This is a genomic window from Streptomyces sp. SirexAA-E (genome assembly GCF_000177195.2).
In the GTDB taxonomy this organism is placed as follows: domain Bacteria; phylum Actinomycetota; class Actinomycetes; order Streptomycetales; family Streptomycetaceae; genus Streptomyces; species Streptomyces flavovirens.
Genome location: NC_015953.1, coordinates 3,031,000 through 3,049,080, shown reverse-complemented (window position 1 = coordinate 3,049,080; position 18,081 = coordinate 3,031,000). Strand labels below are relative to the sequence as shown.

Below are 18,081 nucleotides of genomic sequence, written 5' to 3'. Positions count from 1 at the left end.
GAGGCTAAAATCGCATCTATCACCTCCGGACATCGATGGTGCGGCCCGTGTGCGTGTGTGCCCGGCTGCCTGGGAGCGGGAGCACGATGAACAGGCCGTTGCGCCACATAGCCATCTTCTGCGGACTGCTGATGCTGGCCCTGCTGATTCGGACGAACTGGCTGCAATATGCCAAGAGCGAGGAACTGGCCACCCACGAGCACAACCGCCGGGTGAAGATCACCCAGTTCGCGACGCCGCGCGGCGACATCATCGTGGGCGGCAAGGCGATCACCGGGTCGAAGGAGGTCGAGGGGACCGACTTCAAGTACCAGCGCACCTTCAAGCAGGGCAAGATGTACGCCCCGGTCACCGGCTACGCCTCACAGGCGCAGGGCATGTCCCTCCTGGAGAACACGTACGACTCCATCCTCAGCGGCGAGGACGAGCGGTTCGCCTTCCAGCAGGCCAAGGGCATCCTCACCGGTGAACCGCGGCGCGGCGGCGACGTGATCACCACGATCGACCCCAAGGCGCAGAAGGAGGCCTACAAGGGCCTGACGGACCTGGACGCCCGGGGCGCGGTCGTCGCGCTGGAGCCGTCGACCGGCAAGGTGCTCGCCCTGGTCTCGACCCCCTCGTACGACCCCTCGGTCTTCGCCGGGAACTCCTTCAAGGAGGGCGACAAGTTCCAGGCGCTCGTGGACGACAAGAGCAAGCCGCTGGCCAACCGGCCGCTGCGTGAGACCTTCCCGCCCGGTTCCACCTTCAAGATCCTCACGGCCGCCGCCGCTCTGGAGGCCGGTGTCGTGACGGACGTCAACGCGCCGACCGACGCGGTCTCCCCGTACCCGCTGCCGCAGTCGACGTCGAAGATCAGCAGTGAGGCCGGCGACGCGACGTGCAACAAGGCGTCGATGAAGACGGCCATGCAGTACTCCTGCAACAACGTCTTCCTGGACGCCGCGCTGAAGGTCGGCGACGAGAAGATGCGCGAGACGGCCGAGAAGTTCGGCTTCAACAAGGACGTCTACTCGGAGGAGTTCGGCGACCTGCTCGCCACGAAGAGCCTCTACCCCGAGGAGCTCGACAAGCCCGGCACCGCGCTGACGGGTATGGGCCAGGGCAGCCTGACGAGCACCCCGATGCAGATGGCGATGGTGACGGCGGCGCTCGCCAACGACGGCAAGCTGATGCAGCCGCACATCGTCGAGGAGTTGCGCGGGCCGGACCTCTCGACCCTGGAGCGGCACGACCCGAAGGAGATGAGCCAGGCGGTCTCCCCGGAGACGGCCAAGAAGGTCCAGGAGATGATGGAGTTCACCGCCAAGGAGGGCAGCGCCCAGAAGGCGCTGATCGACGGCGTGACGGTGGGCGGCAAGACGGGTACGGCCCAGCGCGGCAACGACGTGAGCAAGGAAGTCCCGTACGGCTGGTTCGTCTCCTACGGCAAGGCGTCGGACGGCCGGTCGGTGGCGGTCGCGGTGTTCATCGACCCGACGGCGATGGACATCTCCCGCTCCGACATCTCCGGTGGCCGCCTCGGCGCCCCGATCGCCAGGAGCGTGATGCGGGCGGTGCTCGGGAAGTAGCCCCGCACGCACCCCTGGGACAGGAGCCCCCGCCCGGCGACGCGCCGGGCGGGGGCTCTGTCATCCGGCGGGGGTCACGGCGGGGGCGGGGGCCGGGGTGCCGCCGTCCCCCGCCCGGCTCCCGGCCAGCCGCAGGGTCACGGCGGTGGCGAGCCCTGCCAGCAGGCCGCAGGTCAGAGCCGCCGGGACGCCGCTGCCCAGGGCGCCGGTCAGATACCGCCAGCCCCACCGCATGCTCGAGTCCGTCCCGATCACCACGAACTGGAACAGCTGGTTCACCAGCAGCCCGAGGACGGTCGCGCAGACCCCGCCGACCGCCGTCGCCGGCACGGTGGCCCGGGTGAGCAGGACGGGCAGCAGCCGCAGCGCCCACCACACCACGGCGAGCAGCGCCACGTCGGCGAGGCGGTACACGAGCCAGTGCCCGAGCGAACCGCCGGCCGGGGCCGACCAGCCGCCGAGCAGCAGCCATGTGCGCAGCAGTTCCCCGGGTTCGGAGAGCAGCCGGCCCGGCAGCGAGACCGTCTGGATGGACGCGGCCACCGACTCGTAGGAGAGGACCACCAGGGACAGGGCGACCACGGCGGTACCGGCGCTCGCGGCCGTCCGGGCGGCCCGCGCCGGCACGTCCTTCAGCGGCAGCGGGCCCGCCCCCTTCGCGGTGATCCGCGCGGTGAGCACGACCGCCGCGGCCGCGACGAGCGAGGCCACCACGGTGATCTGATGCCCGGAGGAGGCCATGCTCGCCAGCTGGGGCAGGATCCGGTAACTTCCGCGTCCGTTCGAGGCGATCAGCCACGGTGCGGAGACGGTCGCCGCCAGCATCCCGGCCACCATGCCCCAGGCCCACACGGCGAGAAGCGTGCCCACGGCCCGGCGGTTCACCGGCGGCAGCCTGCGGACCAGGAGCAGCGCCCCGGGGACGAAGAAGGCGAAGACCGCCGCGAACCGGATCTGCATCGCGGTCTCGTGCAGCGCCAGGTACCGGGAGGCGTCCGCGCCGCCGGGCTCCCCGATCTCGCCCAGCACCCCGGTGCCGAACCGGAGCGCGTCGGGAGGGTCGTACGACCACGGGGAGAGCCAGTACTGGAGATCGGCGACCAGCCGCCCGCCGAGCGCGTCCGTGGCGCCCTGGAGGTGCAGCGCGTTCGCGCTCGCCCCCGCCCACCACAGCAGCGCCGTCAGCAGCATCCCACCGACCAGTGCCGGTATCGCCGCGCGCCGGTATGTCATGAACGTCCCCCGATGTGATCGCACCCCGTCAAGCTCCTGACGGAGCTGGAGATTACGGGGTGGTGATCACGTGCGGATCACGGGCGGGCGCGGCGCGCTGACGGGCCCGGGGCGGGCCACCGGGGGCCGGTGGCCCGCCCCGGGGCGGCCGAGGCCCGCACGGGACGCCTCGCCACCGAGCCCCGGTCAGACGGCGGAGCCGGCCGTCCACGTCTCCCAGTCCATGTTCCAGCCGTTGAGACCGTTGTCCGGCTTGATGCTCTTCTCCGCGTCGGGGGAGTTCTTGACGGTGATCACGTCCCCGACGAGGGAGTGGTCGTAGAACCACTTGGCGGGGGTGTCGGACCCTCCGCCCTGGACGTCGCGCAGCCCGATGCACCCGTGACTGGTGCCCGCGCTGCCGAACACCGAGGGGTTGCCCCAGTAGTTGCCGTGCACGAAGGTCCCGGACGTGGACAGGCGCATGGCGTGCGGAACGTCGGTGAAGTTGTACTCGCCTCCGAAACCGACCGTGGAACTGTCCATGTGCGTCTTCTCGAACTTCTCCGAAATCACCATCTGGCCGTTGTAGGTGGGGTTCTGGGGGCTGCCACCGGATATGGGGAGCTCCTTGAAGACCTTTCCGTCGCGCGTGACCGTCATTGTCTGGGTGTTCATGTCCACCGAGGAGACCTGGGAACGTCCGACGGTGAACGTCACCGTCTTGGACTGGACTCCGTAGATTCCCGACGCGCCCTCCACCCCGTCGAGATCGAGCTTCATCGTCACCGTGGATCCGGGCTCCCAGTAATCCTTCGGGCGGATGTCGAGACGCTGTTCCCCGAACCAGTGACCGCTGACCTCCTGGCCGCTGCTGGAGGTCACGGTGATGTGCGACTGGACGGCCTTTTTGTCCGTGATCGCCTTGTCGAAGGTGAAGGATACGGGCATACCCACGCCGACCGTGGTGCCGTTGTCCGGGGTGAAGGTCCCTATGAAACTGTTTCCGTTCGACACGGTTGTGAAGGCGGAGTGTTCCACCACCGTATTTCCTTCCGATCCCTTTCCTTCCGCGGTGATCTCATATCTCGTCCCCCGTTCGAGCTGTGCGGAAGGCTTCCAGCTCTTCCTGTCGGAGGACATGGCCCCTTCGACGGCGGAACCCGTGTCGACACGGCTCATCGTCACCTTTGTCAGGGTGGCGTTCCGGGATATGACACGCGTCGCGTTGATGCTGGCCCCGGTCGACCCGTTCTCTGCCGAGATGTCGACCTCGGCGCGGGGTGCGGTGGTGGTGGGAGAGGCGGCGGCGGAATCCTTCACATCGTTGTCCGGTGCGTCGCTGCACGAGGTCAGAGAGAAAGCACCCACGAGCAGTGCGACCGTGACGTAAGCGGGTCGCGAAAGGCGCCGTGCGCGGCCGGACCGGGTGAACGCCGTGCTGACCTGAGATGTCATTCGTATTCCCTGTCGCTGGATGGTGCAGGAAGGTTCGGTGATGGAGAAAAGTGCCGGATCGGCCGTCCGGCGTGGAGTGTTCTCGGCCCGATTCGGCATCGGTGTCCTTCGGCGGAAGGTGCGGTGCTCTCCCGAGTCCGACGACTCAGGACGCGGAGCGTACGCGCGTGGTTCCGGCCGATCCGGTGCGGGTCCGCCGTGCGCCGTCGGTGGGGGAGGGCGGCGCCGCGGCAGCCCGCGAGGGGGCTTCGCGGGACGCGTCGCGTGTCGGCCCGCCGGCGTACCGGGCTCGTCCCGTGGCCCTCGACCCCCTGGGGACCGGGCCGCCGGGCGAGCCCTTCCGGTGGTCCGTCCATGGCCCTCCCGGGCGCCCGGACCGCGCCCGGCGAAGGTGGAGATTTCGTGTGCGCGGCGTGAGCCCGTGGTGCCACGAGAGGCGGGGCGCGGAGCCCTCCGCAGCGGTCCGCACCGCGACGGCCTGCACTGATGCCGCGTCAAATCCCTTGCCACCGCGCGTCGGAGATCAATATGATCAACGGGTTGGTCGCCGTGGGGGGCCCGACCGACTGCGTTCTTCGGTGAGTCCGAGGGCTCCTTCGTGCCTGCGCGCATCCGCGTGCCGGTCCGGGCGGCATCTGTTGGCACTCACGAAAAGGACACACATATGAACGTCGCGCGATCGCTGGCCGTGGGTATCGGTGTGGCCGCTCTGGTGGCCACCACCGCGGGTACGGCGCTGGCCTCGGAGACCGAGCCGGTCCTGCCGGCCGGAGTGAGCCAGGAGCAGGCCGCCGCCGACGGGAAGCTCGACCCCGAGCACCTGGCACACAAGGCGGCGAAGGAGGCCGAGGAGAGAGCGCTCGGTCTCGACCGGTCCCCGAGCGGATCCCTGCCGCTGGTCGCCGTGCGTAAGGCGAACGGCGAGGTGGAACTGCAGGCGCGGACCGCGGACGGCACGCTGCTCGCCGCGGATTACCCCTGCTCCAGCGGATTCGCCTGCCTTTACTACAACTCGGGCCGCGCGGGCGCGGTTTTCCGTCAGGGCAACGACGGCAAGCCGCTTTCGATTTCCAACTACGCGGGTTACACCTTCTATGGCACGGGTAACGGCAGCGGCCAGGCCGTGAAGAACAACGCCGCGTCCATCCAGAACTCCAGGAGCGGCAAGTACGCCGTCTACTACCTGAGCGGTTACAGCGGTCCCGCGGACATCGCTCTGGCGAACTCGGGCCGTAACCTGGACTTCACCTACAACGAGAACGCCTCGGGCCAGCCCTACACCGGATGATCTCGAACTCGACGCGTACCCGCAGCGGCCACAGGCGCTTTTCCACGGTCTGGGCGGCTGCGGGCTGCGCCCTTCTCGTCACCGCGTGCGGGCCGGGCGGAGCGTCCCACGACTCCGGAGCGGCGGCCGGCTCCGCTTCCGCGACCCCGCCCGGAAATGCGACGTCCTCGTGGCGACTTCCCGTCCAGGACGTCATGCGCAGCCATCTGGACCTGGCGGCGGAAGACCTCGCCGTGAATGTGCTGGTCGGTGAATGCCTGAAACGCTTCGGGCTGGAACCGGCGAACAAGCCGAACACGAGTTTCTTCGGCCCCACCTCACTTCTGGAGCGGCGTTACGGCCTGCTGGACCAGAAACGGGCGGCGGACTACGGATACTGGATGCCCGCACCGGCCACGGACGGCGGGCAGAAGGAGATCTCGGCCGACGAGACGATCGTCACCTACGGTGTGGTCGACGCCGACGACTCCGGTTCGCCGGACGATTCCTCTTCGGCCCCTCCTTCCTTCGAGGGGAAGCCGATACCGAAAGAGGGATGCATCGGTGAGGCACAGCGGACGCTGAGCGGGGACGAGAACATGACGTCCGCCGTTTACGGCGAGCACATCGCCTGGGCCAACGACCTCCAGGTGAAATCGTTCTTCGAGTCGAGGAGCGAGCCGAAGGTCCACGCGGCCGAGGCGAAATGGTCCTCCTGCATGAAGGACCACGGGTACTCGTTCCCCGCCGACGTGTTCGCCGCGGTGAACAGCCTGGAGAAGACGAGGGAGCGCCCCCGGGCGGGCAGTGCCGAGACCGAGCTGGCCGTGGCGGACACCGGATGCCGCCGCACGTCGGACGTCGCCGCGCTCTGGTACGAGGCGGACGCCCGCTACCAGGCGGCGGAGACCGCCCGGAACGCGGCGAAGTGGGCCGACAGCACGCGCTTCGCCAGGACGGTCAGGTCGAACGTCGCATCGGTGCTGGAGAAGCACCGCATCGGTGCCCCGTTCCTCCCGGCGATCCGCGGCGACATGGACTGGTCGCCGCCCTCCTCCTGACCCCCCGAGGGCTCTCCCGTGACACCTGGCGGGCGGACGTGCCCCTTGAAGCGGAACGCGCCGGAGGTCTCCCTCCGGCGCGTCCCGTCGTGTGCCCCGTGCCGTTGGTCAGCGCCGGAGGGCCTCGGCCGGCGGTACCCGGCTGGCCCGCCAGGCGGGGTACAGGCCGGCGACCAGACCGGTGACGAGACCGATGACGGGTGCGGCGGCGACGGTGGCCGTGTGGATCACCGGCGTCCACTCCCGTACGACGGCCACGATCACCACCGTGATCGTGCCGAGGCTGGTCCCGACGAGCCCGCCCAGTGCGCCGAGCGTGCCGGACTCGGCGAGGAACTGAACGGTGATGTGCCGCCCCCGCGCGCCCAGGGCCCGGCGGAGCCCTATCTCACCGGTGCGTTCGAGGACCGCGACGAGCGTCGTGTTGGCGATGCCGACGGCACCGATCACCAGGCAGATGGCCGCCAGCAGCAGGAAGAGCTGGTTGAGGTCCGAGGTGACACTCGTCCGCAGGGCCTTGGGGTCGGGCGGCGGTATCACCTTCAGGTACTCGGGATGGTCCGGGCGCAGCGCCGTCGGGGCGAGTTCGGAGACCTGCCGGGCGGCGCCCGCCTCGGTGGAGATCAGCATCTTCGTCCCGGCGTCCGCGGGATGGCCCCACACCTTCTCCGCCGTGGTGCCGGGCACCACGACCGACAGCAGCAGATCGGCCTTGCGCCGGACGTCGGAGACGATGCCGATGACGGTGAAGGGGGTGTCGCCGATGAAGATGGCCGGCTGGGTCTGCAAGGTCGTGATGCCCAGCCGTGACGCCATGCCCGAGCCGATGACGGCGACGGGCTGGGAGGTCTCGGAGAGGTAGGTGTCGAAGAGCCGTCCCTGGGCGAGGGTGGGAACGGCCGCTCGCAGCGCGCCCGGGGAGGCGGCGACGACGTCGATCTTCTCGCCCACGGCGGCGTCCCCGACGGGGGAGGACTTGACCGTCGACCCCGGGGGCAGCCGGACGCTCCAGAACACCCCCGCGTGCTCCACCCCGTTGAGACCCTCGATCGTGGCGTCGGCGTCGTCGGGGAAGGCGGCGTCCGCGAACTCGTCCTGCTCCCGGGCGACGTCCTCGACCGTCACCTCGGTGGCGGACAGCAGATTGAACCGGGAATCGATCTGGGAGGACGTGGTCGCGGTGAGCCCCAGGATCGCCACGAAGGTGCCGACGCCCAGGACCGTGCCCAGGGTGGTCAGGGCCGAGCGGGCGGGCCGCTGCAGCATGCCCGCGACGGACTCGGCCAGGATGTCGCGCGCCCCGAAGACCGACGACGGGATGGCCGGGTCGCCGCGCCGGCCGGTGCGGAACCTCTTCACCTCATCACCTGCTCGCTCAGCAGGCCGTCGCGGATGGCCACGGTCCGGCTGCCCCGGGCCGCCACCTCCGGCTCATGGGTGATGACCAGGACGGTCATGCCCCCGTCGTGAAGGGTCTCCAGAAGCCTGAGCACCGTGGCGGTGTTGGCGGTGTCGAGGTTGCCGGTGGGCTCGTCGCACAGCAGCAGGGAGGGCCGGGCCACCAGGGCCCGCGCTATGGCGCAGCGTTGCCTCTCCCCGCCGGAGAGCGTGCTGGGCATGGCCGCGACACGGTGGCCGAGCCCCACGCACGCCAGCGCCTCCCGCGCCCGCTCCGCCCGCTCCGCACGGGGTACGCCGTTGTAGGTCATGGCGAGCATGACGTTCTCCAGCGCCGAGCGGTGGGGGAGCAGGTGGAAGGACTGGAAGACGAAGCCGATGCGCCGGCCGCGCACCGACGTCACATCGCTGTCCTTGAGCGTCGTGGTGTCGATCCCGTCCAGGAGGTAGGTCCCCGTGGTCGGTTTGTCCAGGAGTCCGGCGATGTTGAGGAAGGTCGACTTGCCGGACCCCGAGGGGCCGACGATCGACACGAACTCGCCCGGCTCGATGACCAGGTCGCAGGGGCGGAGCGCCTCCACGGGGGGCGGACCGGGATACGTCAGACCGACCTGGCGGAACTCGATGACGGGGGCGGGCGGGGTCACCGCTGGGTCCCCCCGTCGGTGCCGGTCACGACCTTGTCCCCGACCGACAGGGCGTCGCCGTTCTGCGGGACGATCTCGGCGTACCCGTCGCCCGTGGTGCCGGGACGCACCCGCACGCGGCGCTGGGTGCCGTCCGCTTCCTGGACCGTGACGACGGTTCTGCCGTCGGCCGCGGAGGAGATGGCGGAGATCGGGACGACCAGTGCCTTGCCCTTCGTCGAGGCGGCCTGGATGGTCAGGCGGACGTCCTGGCCGACGAGCTGGGTGTCCAGCGGCTTGTCCGGGCGGACCTCCAGGCGGTACTCGCCCGCCGCCGGTGCCGCGGGAGCGGCACCCGCCTCCCCGCTCGGGGACTGGTCCTGTCCGGTCTCCGGGGTGCTCGACACCAGCTCGACCCGGGCCGCGGCGGTGACGCCGCTGACCTCCGAAAGGATCTCGACCTTCTGGCCGACGCGGACGAGCCCCTTCTGGTAGCTCTGCAGATGCCCCTGCACCACGAGCGCGCCCGCCGACAGGGTCATGACCGGCCCCTCGACCGAGGTACCGACCTTCGCCGTCACCGCGTCGACGCGGGCGGGGAAGCCCTCCATGTAGACGACCTCGCCGGCCGGCAGCATGGGACCGTCGGCGGCCCGGGCGTCCGCGAGGGTCTGCCGGGCCTCGTCACGGTCGGCCAGGGCACGCTCCTCGGCCCTCTGCCGGCTGACGGCCGTCCCGTCGTCGTCGGCACCCTTCCGCGCGCCCTGCCCGGCGGTCGGGGCCGCGGCGTCACGGAGGTCCTCCAGAGCGCGTTCCGCAGCCGTCACCGCGTTCTGCGCCTCCGCCACGGCGCTGCCGCCGTCCGCCTGCGCGGGTACGGGCTCGTAGCCGACGGACGCGTAGAAGGACGTCAGCGCGGCCTTCGTCCCGGCGCCGAAGAAGCCGGAGCGGTCGCCGCCGGTGGCGTGCCCGAGCTCGCCCAGGGCCCGCTGGAGCTGGGCCACGTCGTCACCGGACGACTCGGGCTTGAGGTCCCGGTACACCGGCAGCTTGCCCTTGAGCGCGAACACCGGCCGCCCGGACACCTCGAAGAGCACCTGGCCCGCCTTGACCGTGTCACCCGTCCGCAGGGCCAGCTTGGTCACCACCGGAGCGCCCGCCCCGTCCTCACCGCGCACGGTGGGGGTGATCTCCAGTGACTGTGCGGCCGTGACGCTTCCCCGCACGATCACCGAGTCCTCCAGCACGCGGCGTTCCACCTCTGCGGTCAGCACGTCCCGCGGTGGCGGCCCGGCGTCGGCGAGCGCCTGGGCAGGTGACTTGATCACGACGGAGGCGACCAGACCGGCACCGGTCAGGGCCACGGCGCCGATCACCACGGCCGCCACCCACTTCCTGCGAGCCGGGCCGACACGATTCTCCGTACCTTTTTCAACGGCGTTGCGACCGCCGAAGATTCCGACCATCATCTCGCTTCTCGGTTCGCTGGGTCAGTAGGTGGGTGGCGCGGAGTAAGCGTTACGCGGGATTCTTGGCCAGGATGTCGGCGGCGTTCTTCATCCGGGTTTCGACACCTGCCTTGAACGCGGACATCTCTTCGGCGTTGCTGTCGATCCGCTGGTTCTCGTACGCCGTCTCCAGCGACAGGTAGACGCTGGGGAGTTTCGACTTGAACTTGCATTCCACGTCTGCGGTGGCGGTCGCGATCTCGGTCGGGGAAGCCGTCGATCCCTGCTGCCAGCGCGTGTCGTTGTTCGCGTCCCAGATGTTCTTGTAGTCGTATCCCGAGGACTTCATGCAGGAGCTCCACGCGTCCATGGCCTTCTTGAGCCTCGGATCGGATTCGACCTGGGCGAACACCTCGTTCTTGATGTTCTGTACCTCACCGCCGACGTACGAGTCCGGGGCGCCGTCCTCGAGCTTGCGTTCGGCCTCTCCCAGGCATCCGCCCTCGGGAATGGCGGCACCCTTCCAGTCGGCGTCGGTCTTGGCGCCCTTCGCGCCGTACACCATGAGCATCTCGGGAGTGGGTTCCACCTTGCGCTTGAAGGACCTGCCCGTGTCCTCCGCAGCGGTGTCCGGGGTGGGGTGGTAGCCGTAGCGTGCCGCGAAGTCGGCGCTGATCAGCCCGTAGCGCTCCGCCTGGGGGGCGTCCTTCACGGCGGCGACGTCCCCGCCGTAGACCTCCCAGGTGAATCCGTACCTCTTCATGCAGTCCGCGGCGAGCAGTTCGGAGGCCTTGGCGAACTGGTTGATCTGTTCCGCCGTCAGACGGTAGGAGTCGAGCGGCAGGCGGATGTCGGCACCGGTCCGCACCGTCAGGTTCTTCACGGTGGGCGGTTCCTGGCCGGCGCCCTGCCCGTCCGGCTCCCCGGCCGAGCAGCCCGCGACGACCAGTCCTGTGAGCAGTACCGACACGGCACGCGTGATCTTCATAGTGGTGTTCCTTCATGCATGCCAGGCCCCCCGCGCGGCGCGGGAGGCCTGGCCATGGCGAGGTGATCGTCAGCAGGCGTTGTTGAACTGGTGCGAGTTCATCCGGTCGTTGGCGACACCGCCGCCGCTGCTCAGCGTGACCGACTTGAAGTTCATGGCTCTCTTGTAGGCACCGACGGTGAAGCAGGGGCCGCGGTAGCTGGAGTTGTAGAAGACGCCGATCACGCTGTCGATGTCCCAGTTGTCCAGCGAGCTGGCGTTGGTCTTCACGCCGTCACCCATGTAGGGGGACTTCCCGTAGGTGTCCGGCTGGCCCGCGTAGCGCGAAAGGCTCCACATGGCGAGCGAGGAGTTCGAGTCCAGGTACATGCCCTCGAGCTCGGCGTTCTCGTACAGGCACGCGTTGTCGTAGGTGCAGGTGTGCGAAGAGGCGGACGCGCCGGAGACGCCGAGCGCCAGCGTGGACAGCGCGGTGGCACCCGCGACGACGAGGGCACGCATGGCGGTGGAGTTGTTTTTCGGCATGGGAAATCCTTCTCTGTATCGTTGGAACAGCCGGTCCCTCGGACATCTCGCGGGACATGGCCGGCTACGTGCTCAGATGAATCGCCTGACGGGGCGCCGGCGATACGCAGGCCGGTGCCCGGAAGAATTACTGCGGCGTAGGCGTGGTGATCAGAAAATCGTCGCTACGGGCGCGTCGGTGAACTCGGAGTGCATTGCGCGCCACCGATGTCCGGTGCGCTCCCACGTCTGGCTCATAACCGACCCCCCGGTAATCGCAACAGGTGAAACTCGGCCTCATCGGCCGGTGAAATCGTGGGCGCCTGAGAAAAGGGCCCGGCAGGGCTGACGTGCCTGAAAGGCTTCTCCACCGCTGTGCTCGAGAGAAGCCGCCACTCAGCTCTGACTTTCACCATACAACCACGAAACCCAGCCGTGATCAACTTGTTTGTCGACGGCTTTTGGGATAAGGGTCTCCGGTTCGGCGGTGAAGCGAAAAGCCGCAAAAGCAATCCATAGGTGGCCGATTACTTCTCACCGGCACGATCGGGGCAACTGGCCCTGAACCGTCCGCCGGGCGGACGGTTCAGGGGGCGCGCCGGGGTCTCGCGGTGGCCCGAAACAGGTGTCGGGCAGTCAGCTGCCGGTGTGGCGCCGGGTGGTGACGGGCGCGGTCGTCCGCGCCTGGGACCTCGGGCCCTCGGCGTCCGCTTGGTCGCTCACCCGGGCGACATGTCCGTCCGGGCGGATCAGCGCGGTCCGCACGGTGGACCAGGCGGGTCGGCCGGCGGGCCGGGGCGCCGCGTACACGTCGGCTCCGGGGACCGGGGCCGGGGTGCCCGTGAAGTCCACCAGGACGTACCGGCCGGGTCGCAGGGCGTCGAACAGGTCGGTGCCACCCGCGAGTTCGAGGTTCGGCGCGCGGTGCCCGGTGAGCGGGTGGGCGGGGCTCGTGGGCGGATAGGCGACCGCCAGCGCGGAGAGGCGTTCGGCCAGGCTCCGCGAGAACGCGGGGACGGTGGCGATGAGCCCGCTGAGCAGGGCCCGCAGGTCCTGGCCCTCCGGCGACTGGGCGTTCATCAGGGCCGTCTGGGCCCTGGTGCTGAGCAGCAGGTCGGCACCCACCGGGTGGCGTTCGGCGTGGTAGCTGTCCAGCAGGCCGTCGGGGGCCGTGCCCGCCAGTGTCGCGGCCAGTTTCCAGCCGAGGTTGGTGGCGTCCTGGAGTCCGACGTTGAGGCCGACGCCCCCGGCCGGATAGTGCATGTGCGCCGCGTCGCCCGCGAGCAGGACACGGCCCTCGCGGTACGCGGCGGCCTGGCGGGTGGCGTTGCCGAACCGGGAGAGCCAGTGCGGGTCGCGCATGCCGAAGTCGGTGCCGGCGATCCGGGTCACCTTGTCGCGCAGGGCGTCCAGGGTGAGTTCGCCGGGGTGGTCGGGGCCGTTGCTGTCCGGGTCGCCGCCGACGATCCGGTGGACGCCGTCCGGCATCGGGACGACCATGACGCCGCCCGCCGGACCCGAGGCGGCGTACACCGCGCCCTCGGGCGGAGCGTCCAGGACGACGTCGCCGAGCCAGCCCCACGTCGTGGCGTCGGTCCCGGGGAAGGCGATGCCCGCGGCCTCGCGCACGGTGCTCCGGGTGCCGTCGCAGCCGACGACGTAGGCGGCGCGCAGTGTGTACGGCCCGTCGGGGCCGGCCACCTCGACGTCGACCCCGTCCGCGTCCTGGGCGAGACCGGTCACCCGGTGCCCGCGTCGTATCGCGGCACCGGACGCCACCGCGTGGGCCTCCAGCAGCTCCTCGGTCCGGGCCTGCGGCAGGGCGAGTGTGAACGGGTACGGAGTGTCCAGGGCGGCGAAGTCCATGCGGTCGTCCAGCCCGCCGAAGTGGCCGCTGGGAATGCGCCGCCCCTCGGCGAGGAAGGGCTCCGCCACGCCCCGGAAGGCCAGGATCTCCAGCGTGCGCGGGTGCAGGGTGAGGGCCTTCGAGTGCCGGTCCCGCTCGTGCAGGACCTCCAGGACGGTGACGGGGGTCCCGGCCAGGCGCAGTTCGGCGGCCAGCCACAGGCCGGTGGGCCCGCCTCCCGCGATGACGACGTGTTCCATGACGACTCCCTCGATCTCTTGGTCAGTGACCAATGGTGGTCCGCCCAGTACACTAGGTCGGTGACCAAGAAGCAAGCGGAGGACGCCGCCCGGACCCGGCTCGACCCTGGCGCGGTGGTGCGGGCGGCCTTGGAGCTGCTGGACGAGAAGGGCGCGGACGGGCTCTCGGTCCGGGGCGTCGCGGACCGGCTCGGCGTCCGGATGAACACGGTGCTCTGGCACGCGAAGACCAAGGCGCGCCTGCTGGAGCTGATGGCCGACGCGATCCTGGCCGAGGTGTCCTGCGACGGGCTGCCCGAGCCCTGGGAACTCCGCGTCCGTGAGCTGTTCCACCGCTACCGCCGGGCCCTCCTCGCCCACCGGGACGGGGCCAGGATCGTGGCCGGCACATACGCGGCCGAGCCCGCCACGCTCCGGTTCGCCGAGCTGACGGTGGAGGCGCTGCTGGCCGGCGGGCTGGAGGAGCGCGAGGCGGTGTGGACGGTCTGGACGCTGGTCTACTTCACCCTCGGGCTGACCCAGGAGGAGCAGGCGCAGCCGGACGCGCTGGGCGGAGCCTTCGCGCGCCGCCTGGGCGCGGGTGACTACCCGTCACTGTCCCGCGTGGCCCCGCACTTCGAGGAGGCGGCCTTCGACGAGCGCTTCGACTACGGGCTCTCCCGCGTCCTCGGGCCGTGAGACGGGTCGGCACCCGGAGCTGAAGCCCGCCCGCCGGAACGGAATCGGCATCTCGCGGGGCGGTGTGTTCGCGCGATCATCGCGTGCGCTCTTTACATGTCCTATGCATGACACCTGTGCGCGTGACGCCGCCGAGCCCGCCCGTCGATCACCTGTACGAGGGCGACCTGAAGCCGGGCGTCAGGCTGCCCGCGGAACGCCGGCTCGCGGACGCGCTCGGCGTCGCGCGCTCCAGCGTGCGCGGGGCGCTCTCCGCGCTGGACGTCCTGGGATCAACGAGATCCGGCCAGGGGCGGGCAGTTGTGTGCGAGCGGGTCCGCCGTGTCCGCCGGGGTCCCGTCGTGGACGGCGTCCGGGCCGGTCCGGTCGTCGCCCTGCCCGGCCGTCCGGTCGGCGGCGATCAGTGCCGGAAGGTCCGTCAGGGCGTCGACGCACCAGTCCGCCGTCCGTGTCACGTCCGGGTGGTCCGCCCACCAATGACCGTACGGGCCACGACGGATGTGGGCGGCCCGCAGCCCGCAGGACCTGGCCGGGAACAGGTCGTCGGCGGGGTGGTCGCCCACGTACAGCGTGGCGTGCGCGGGCGCGCCCGCGACGTCGAGGACACGCTCGAAGAACGCGTGGTCCGGTTTGGCCACGCCCCACTCCTCCGAGGTGACCACCAGGTCGGCCGGCAGGTCCAGGGCTCGCAGCAGCTCACCGGCCCGGGCGGACCGGTTCCCCGCGACGATCACCCGCAGTCCCAGCGCGCGCAGTTCCGCGAGGGCCGGGCGGACGTCCGGGTACAGGTCCCTCTCGCCCAGGTGGTCGCCCCGGCCCGCCGCCACCCGGGCGCCGTACGCCTCGGTGACGTCCATGCCGGGCCGCAGGACGCGCAGCGCGTCCGCGCTGTCCCGCCCCTGGGTGACCGCGGCACCGACCAGGGCGCTCACGGTGTGCGGCGGGACTCCCAGCCAGTCGGCCCAGGCAGCCCAGAGGCGATCGTCGCGGACGAGGGTTTCGCCGATGTCGAAGACGATGGTTTCCATCACTTTCCCGACCATAGAGGGCAATCGGGTCATAGCGGTCAAGGCGCCAGGGGTGAACGGGAAGCCAAGACGGCAGAGGCCCTGGTCCGGACGGCGTACCCCGCTCGTATGCTCGGTCCATGACCGATCCTCAGAGCGGACGCCCCACGACCAACGCCATGCGGCGCGCCCTCCGGCGGGCCCGCGACGGTGTCACCCTCGATGTGACCGAGGCCGCCGTCCTGCTCCAGGCGCGGGGGGAGGATCTCAAGGACCTCGCCGCCTCCGCCGCCCGGGTGCGGGACGCCGGGCTCGACGCGGCGGGCCGGCCGGGAGTGATCACCTACTCCCGCAAGGTCTTCATCCCTCTCACCCGGCTCTGCCGCGACACCTGCCACTACTGCACCTTCGTGACCGTGCCGGGCAAGCTCAAGCGGGCCGGGCACGGGATGTTCCTGTCGCCCGACGAGGTCCTCGACATCGCCCGCAAGGGCGCCGAAATGGGCTGCAAGGAAGCGCTGTTCACACTCGGTGACCGGCCCGAGGACCGCTGGCCCGAGGCCCGCGAGTGGCTGGAGGCCGAGGGGTACGACGACACCCTGGCGTACGTACGGGCCATGGCGATCCGGGTCCTGGAGGAGACCGGGCTGCTCCCGCACCTCAACCCCGGCGTGCTGACCTGGACCGACCTCCAGCGCCTCAAGCCGGTCGCCCCGTCCATGGGCATGATGCTGGAGACGACCGCGACCCGGCTCTGGTCCGAGAAGGGCGGCCCGCACCACGGCTCCCCGGACAAGGAGCCCGCCGTCCGGCTGCGCGTCCTGGAGGACGCCGGACGCTCCAACGTGCCGTTCACCACCGGCATCCTGATCGGCATCGGCGAGTCGTACGAGGAACGGGCCGACTCCCTCTTCGAGCTGCGCAGGACGGCCCGCGCCTACCACGGCATCCAGGAGGTCATCGTCCAGAACTTCCGCGCCAAGCCGGACACGGCGATGCGCGGGATGCCGGACGCGGAGCTGGAGGAGCTGGCCGCGGCCATCGCCGTCGCCCGCCACATCCTGGGCCCGTCCGCCCGTATCCAGGCCCCGCCGAACCTCGTCGACGCCGAGTACGCCCTGCTCATCGGCGCGGGCATCGACGACTGGGGCGGTGTCTCGCCGCTCACCCCGGACCACGTCAACCCCGAACGCCCGTGGCCGCACATCGAGGAACTGGCCGCCCGCACCGCCGAGTCCGGCTTCGAACTGCGCGAGCGGCTCACCATCTACCCCGAGTTCATCCAGCGCGGCGAACCCTGGCTCGACCCGCGCCTGCTGCCCCACGTGCGGGCACTCGCCGACCCGGAGACGGGACTCGCGAAGGAGGGCGTGCTCCCGGCCGGGCTGCCCTGGCAGGAGCCGGACGAGGAGTTCAAGTCGTCCGGCCGCACCGACCTGCACCGCACCATCGACACCGAGGGCCGCACCGGCGACCGGCGGAACGACTTCGACGAGGTGTACGGCGACTGGGAGGCGCTGCGGGAGGCCGCAGCCCCCGGCATGGTCCCCTCCCGCATCGACGCCGACGTACGCCAGGCCCTGAGCCAGGCCGCCGACGACCCGACGAAGCTCACCGACGAACAGGCACTCGCCCTGCTCCACGCCGACGGGGACGCCCTGGACGAGCTGTGCCGGATCGCGGACACGCTGCGCCGGGACGTGGTCGGTGACGACGTCACCTACATCGTCACCAGGAACATCAACTTCACCAACGTCTGCTACACCGGCTGCCGTTTCTGCGCCTTCGCCCAGCGCCGCACGGACGCCGACGCGTACACCCTCTCCCTGGACCAGGTCGCCGACCGCGCGGCCCAGGCCTGGGACGTCGGCGCCGTCGAGGTCTGCATGCAGGGCGGTATCCACCCGGACCTGCCCGGCACCGCGTACTTCGACATCGCGCGGGCCGTACGGGAACGCGTCCCGGGCATGCACGTCCACGCGTTCTCCCCGATGGAGGTGGTCAACGGCGCGACCCGCACCGGCCTCTCCATCCGTGACTGGCTGCTCGCCGCCAAGGAGGCGGGCCTCGGCTCGATCCCCGGCACCGCGGCCGAGATCCTGGACGACGAGGTCCGCTGGATCCTCACCAAGGGCAAGCTCCCGACGGCCACCTGGCTGGAGGTGATCAGGACGGCGCACGAGGTGGGCCTGCGGTCCTCCTCGACCATGATGTACGGCCACGTCGACCAGCCCCGGCACTGGCTCGGCCACCTCCGGACGCTGGCCCGCCTCCAGCAGGAGACCGGCGGCTTCACGGAGTTCGTCACCCTGCCCTTCATCCACACCAACGCCCCGGTGTACCTGGCGGGCATCGCCCGCCCGGGTCCCACCGACCGCGACAACCGCGCGGTCACCGCGATGGCGCGGCTGCTGCTCCACCCGCACATCACCAACATCCAGACCAGCTGGGTGAAGCTGGGCGCGGAGGGCGCGGCGGAGATGCTGCGCTCGGGCGCCAACGACCTGGGCGGGACGCTGATGGAGGAGACCATCTCCCGGATGGCGGGGTCGAGTTACGGCTCGTACCGGTCGATCCAGGACCTGGTCGCCATCGCCGACCTGGCGGGCCGCCCGGCGAAGCCGCGCACGACGCTCTACGGAGAGGTCCCGCAGGAGCGGATCGAGGCGGCGACCGCCTCGGACGGACACCTCCCGGAGCTGCTGCCGGTGCTGGAGAGCTGACGACGGATCCGGGGCGCGGACACCCGCGCCCCGG

General features: G+C 70.6%; 14 protein-coding genes and 1 pseudogene. 6 read left to right on the top strand and 9 right to left on the bottom strand.

Annotated features, from left to right (window positions below; genetic code table 11):
- The first annotated feature begins 86 nt into the window (after nucleotides 1–86).
- Entirely contained in the window at nucleotides 87–1,571 is a 1,485-nt protein-coding gene (locus SACTE_RS13400; protein WP_014046568.1) for a penicillin-binding protein 2, read from the top strand.
- A 60-nt stretch (nucleotides 1,572–1,631) separates the two neighbouring features.
- On the opposite strand, the gene SACTE_RS13395 is transcribed toward SACTE_RS13400, so the two are convergent.
- Entirely contained in the window at nucleotides 1,632–2,804 is a 1,173-nt protein-coding gene (locus SACTE_RS13395; protein ID WP_014046567.1) for a hypothetical protein, read from the bottom strand.
- 186 nt (nucleotides 2,805–2,990) lie between these two features.
- Entirely contained in the window at nucleotides 2,991–4,160 is a 1,170-nt protein-coding gene (locus SACTE_RS13390) for an Ig-like domain-containing protein (protein ID WP_037759234.1), read from the bottom strand.
- Between the two features lie 745 nt (nucleotides 4,161–4,905).
- On the opposite strand from SACTE_RS13390, the gene SACTE_RS13385 reads away from it, so the two are divergent.
- Nucleotides 4,906–5,529 (top strand): peptidase inhibitor family I36 protein, encoded by a 624-nt coding sequence (locus SACTE_RS13385; protein WP_014046565.1) that lies wholly within the window; start codon nucleotides 4,906–4,908, stop codon nucleotides 5,527–5,529.
- A gap of 194 nt (nucleotides 5,530–5,723) precedes the next feature.
- Entirely contained in the window at nucleotides 5,724–6,569 is an 846-nt protein-coding gene (locus SACTE_RS13380; RefSeq protein ID WP_019993482.1) for a hypothetical protein, read from the top strand.
- 108 nt (nucleotides 6,570–6,677) lie between these two features.
- Here SACTE_RS13380 and SACTE_RS13375 read toward each other — a convergent pair whose 3' ends face one another.
- The 6 genes from SACTE_RS13375 to SACTE_RS13350 all read right to left on the bottom strand — a co-directional run bounded on the left by SACTE_RS13375 (nucleotide 6,678) and on the right by SACTE_RS13350 (nucleotide 13,639).
- Complete coding sequence (locus SACTE_RS13375; protein ID WP_226995227.1) at nucleotides 6,678–7,889, bottom strand: ABC transporter permease; 1,212 nt, start codon at nucleotides 7,887–7,889, stop codon at nucleotides 6,678–6,680.
- Nucleotides 7,890–7,924: 35 nt separating this feature from the next.
- Nucleotides 7,925–8,614, bottom strand: coding sequence for an ABC transporter ATP-binding protein (locus SACTE_RS13370; protein ID WP_014046562.1), 690 nt, complete (start codon nucleotides 8,612–8,614; stop codon nucleotides 7,925–7,927).
- On the bottom strand, nucleotides 8,611–9,981 hold the full coding sequence (locus SACTE_RS13365; protein ID WP_019993483.1) for a hypothetical protein: 1,371 nt from the start codon (nucleotides 9,979–9,981) through the stop codon (nucleotides 8,611–8,613). Before SACTE_RS13365 ends, SACTE_RS13370 begins: the two co-directional genes overlap by 4 nt.
- 130 nt (nucleotides 9,982–10,111) lie before the next feature.
- On the bottom strand, nucleotides 10,112–11,029 hold the full coding sequence (locus SACTE_RS13360) for a hypothetical protein (RefSeq protein ID WP_014046560.1): 918 nt from the start codon (nucleotides 11,027–11,029) through the stop codon (nucleotides 10,112–10,114).
- Nucleotides 11,030–11,098: 69 nt separating this feature from the next.
- Complete coding sequence (locus SACTE_RS13355) at nucleotides 11,099–11,554, bottom strand: hypothetical protein (RefSeq protein ID WP_019993484.1); 456 nt, start codon at nucleotides 11,552–11,554, stop codon at nucleotides 11,099–11,101.
- A gap of 615 nt (nucleotides 11,555–12,169) precedes the next feature.
- Nucleotides 12,170–13,639 carry an FAD-dependent monooxygenase gene (locus tag SACTE_RS13350; protein WP_014046559.1) on the bottom strand — a complete coding sequence of 490 codons (1,470 nt, stop codon included), beginning with the start codon at nucleotides 13,637–13,639 and terminating at the stop codon, nucleotides 12,170–12,172.
- A gap of 60 nt (nucleotides 13,640–13,699) precedes the next feature.
- Here SACTE_RS13350 and SACTE_RS13345 point away from each other — a divergent pair, with 60 nt between their 5' ends.
- Both SACTE_RS13345 and SACTE_RS33170 read left to right on the top strand, forming a co-directional pair.
- Nucleotides 13,700–14,317: a TetR/AcrR family transcriptional regulator C-terminal domain-containing protein gene (locus tag SACTE_RS13345; RefSeq protein ID WP_014046558.1), complete on the top strand. Its 618-nt coding sequence runs from the start codon at nucleotides 13,700–13,702 to the stop codon at nucleotides 14,315–14,317.
- Nucleotides 14,318–14,424: 107 nt separating this feature from the next.
- Nucleotides 14,425–14,556: pseudogene (locus SACTE_RS33170) on the top strand (GntR family transcriptional regulator); the annotation flags it as partial.
- 33 nt (nucleotides 14,557–14,589) lie between these two features.
- Here the strand turns inward: SACTE_RS33170 and SACTE_RS13340 are convergent.
- Nucleotides 14,590–15,345, bottom strand: coding sequence for an HAD family hydrolase (locus SACTE_RS13340; protein ID WP_014046557.1), 756 nt, complete (start codon nucleotides 15,343–15,345; stop codon nucleotides 14,590–14,592).
- Between the two features lie 119 nt (nucleotides 15,346–15,464).
- On the opposite strand from SACTE_RS13340, the gene SACTE_RS13335 reads away from it, so the two are divergent.
- Complete coding sequence (locus SACTE_RS13335; protein WP_014046556.1) at nucleotides 15,465–18,047, top strand: bifunctional FO biosynthesis protein CofGH; 2,583 nt, start codon at nucleotides 15,465–15,467, stop codon at nucleotides 18,045–18,047.
- Nucleotides 18,048–18,081 lie beyond the last annotated feature (34 nt).